Annotated in this window: 2 protein-coding genes; one reads left to right on the forward strand and one right to left on the reverse strand. The window is 67.8% G+C overall.

The genetic code is table 11. The features are described from left to right. Positions 1 to 25: 25 nt before the first annotated feature. Positions 26 to 1306 carry a C4-dicarboxylate transporter DctA gene (dctA, locus tag ACYP33_RS15085; RefSeq protein WP_459622681.1) on the forward strand — a complete coding sequence of 427 codons (1281 nt, stop codon included), beginning with the start codon at positions 26 to 28 and terminating at the stop codon, positions 1304 to 1306. Between the two features lie 356 nt (positions 1307 to 1662). Here dctA and ACYP33_RS15090 read toward each other — a convergent pair. Next, on the reverse strand, positions 1663 to 2324 hold a 662-nt coding region (locus ACYP33_RS15090; RefSeq protein WP_459622668.1), incomplete at its 5' end, for an SDR family NAD(P)-dependent oxidoreductase.

Genomic DNA, 2324 nt, shown 5'->3' on the forward strand with positions numbered 1-2324 from the left:
GAACCGGGCGGCCGAGAACGACATGATGAGACAGCCTTTCTACAAGATTCTTTACGTCCAGGTCCTGATCGCGATTGCCGCGGGCATTGTGCTGGGCCATTGGTATCCGCAGCACGCCACCGCGATGAAGCCGCTCGGCGACGTGTTCATCAAGCTGATCCGCATGGTGATCGGCCCGGTGATCTTCTGCACCGTCGTCACGGGCATCACCAGCATGGGCGATCTCAAGAAGGTCGGCCGGGTCGGCGGCAAGGCGCTGATCTATTTCGAGGTGGTGTCGTCGCTCGCGCTGGTGATCGGCCTGCTGTTCGGCCATCTGCTGCATCCGGGCGACGGCTTCAACGTGTCGGTCGCGTCGCTCGATTCGCGCGCCATCGCGGGCTTCGTCAGCCGCTCCGAGCATCTCGACGGCATTGCCGGCTTCCTGCTCGGCATCGTGCCCAATTCGTTCTTCGACGCGTTCGCCAAGGGCGACACGCTGCCGATTCTGTTCGTTTCGGTGATGTTCGGGCTGGCGGTGTCGGCCGCCGGGGAGCGGGCCAGCGGCGTGAGCCTGGCGGTCGAGCGCTGCTCGGCGGTGTTCTTCTCGCTGGTGAAGATCATCACGCGGCTCGCGCCGGCCGGCGCGTTCGGCGCGATCGCGTTTACCGTCGGCACCTACGGCATCGCCTCGCTGATTCCGCTGTTCAAGCTGATCGCGGTGTTCTACGTGACGGCGTTCGTGTTCGTCGCGGTGGTGCTCGGCGCGGTGGCGCGGCTGGCGGGGTTCAACCTGTTCCGGCTGCTGGCCTATCTGAAGGAAGAGCTGCTGATCGTGCTCGGCACCAGCACGTCGGAGGCGGTGCTGCCGCAGTTGATGGAGAAGCTGGAGCGGCTCGGCTGCTCGAAGGCGGTGGTGGGGCTGGTGGTGCCCACCGGCTATTCGTTCAACCTCGACGGCGCGAACATCTACATGACGCTGGCCGTGCTGTTTCTCGCGCAGGCCACCAACATCCATCTGACGGCGGGGCAGGAGCTGACGCTGCTGGCCGTCACGATGCTGACGTCGAAAGGATCGAGCGCGGTGGTGGGCGCGGGCTTCGTCGCGCTGGCGGCGAGCCTGGCCGTGGTGCCCACGGTGCCGGTGGCGGCGATGGTGCTGATTCTGGGCATCGACCGCTTCATGGCCGAGTGTCGATCGCTCGTCAACATGATCGGCAACGCGGTGGCGGTGGTGGTGGTGTCGGCCTGGGAGAAGGAACTCGACCGCGAGAAGATGGCCGCGGTGCTGCGCGGCGAGCGTGAGCCGGAGCGGGTTCGGGTTTGAGGTGGCGGCGAGCGAGTCGAGCCGGGCGGATAGGGTGTGGCCGGCGGCACGGCAGGGCGGCGCATTAGCGGCCAGTGTTCGGCCCGCTCGGCCAGCGCGAGGCTGGCCAGCGGGGCACCGATCGCGCTGGCCTGCTGGTCGGTGCTGAATTCGCGTAGTTCGATTCGGCAAGGGCGAATGCGGCGTGCTTCGATTCGGCGAAGGGCGACACCGCGCGCTGCGACTCAGCAAGGGCCGATGCCGCGTGCTTCGACTCGGCAAGGGCCAATGCCGCGTGCTTCAACTCAGCAAGGGCCGAATCCGCGCGCTTCGACTGGCCCGACCCGAACCCTCGCGCGGCCCGCTCGCCCGACCGCTTAGAACGCTTCCTTGAACGGGCGCAGATCGATTTCCTGCGTCCACGCGCTCGGATGCTGCTGGTGCAGATGCCAGTAGGTGTCGGCGATCGCGTCGATGTTCAGCAGGCCTTCCTCGCCGCGTTCCTCGACGACGCCGGGCCGCAAGCTTTTCAGCCGGCTGCCGTTGATGCCGCCGTCGATCACCACATGGGCGACATGCAGGCCCTGCGGCCCGAATTCGCGCGCCATGCTCTGACTCAGCATGCGCAGGCCGGCCTTCGCCGCCGAGAAGTGCGCGAAGCCGGGACGGCCGCGCAGGCTGGCCGACGCGCCGGTAAACAGGATCGTGCCGGCGCCCTGCGGCAACAGCAGCTTGACCGCCTCGCGGCCGACCAGGAACCCGGCGAAGCAGCCGACGCGCCAGAAATCCTCGAACTGCTCGGCCGACACCTCCTGCAACGGGATATGCCGGTTGTTGCCGGCGTTGAACACCACCACGCTGGCCGGCGCGCGCCCCGCGCCCGGTTCGGCGGCGGCGCGGAACAGGCGCAGGACGTCGTCCTCGCGGGTGGCGTCCACCTGAATCGCCGTGCCGTTGCCCGCGCCGAGGCTGCTGGCCACGCGCTCGATCTTCTCTGGGGTGCGCCCCGCGACCAGCACATGAAACCCTTCTCGGGCGA

Source organism: Burkholderia sp. 3C (assembly GCF_054589155.1).

What these genes read in the sequence shown, in the direction of transcription:
- dctA (WP_459622681.1), top strand. Translation starts at nt 26, where the DNA reads ATGAGACAGCCTTTCTACAAGATTCTTTACGTCCAGGTCCTGATCGCG.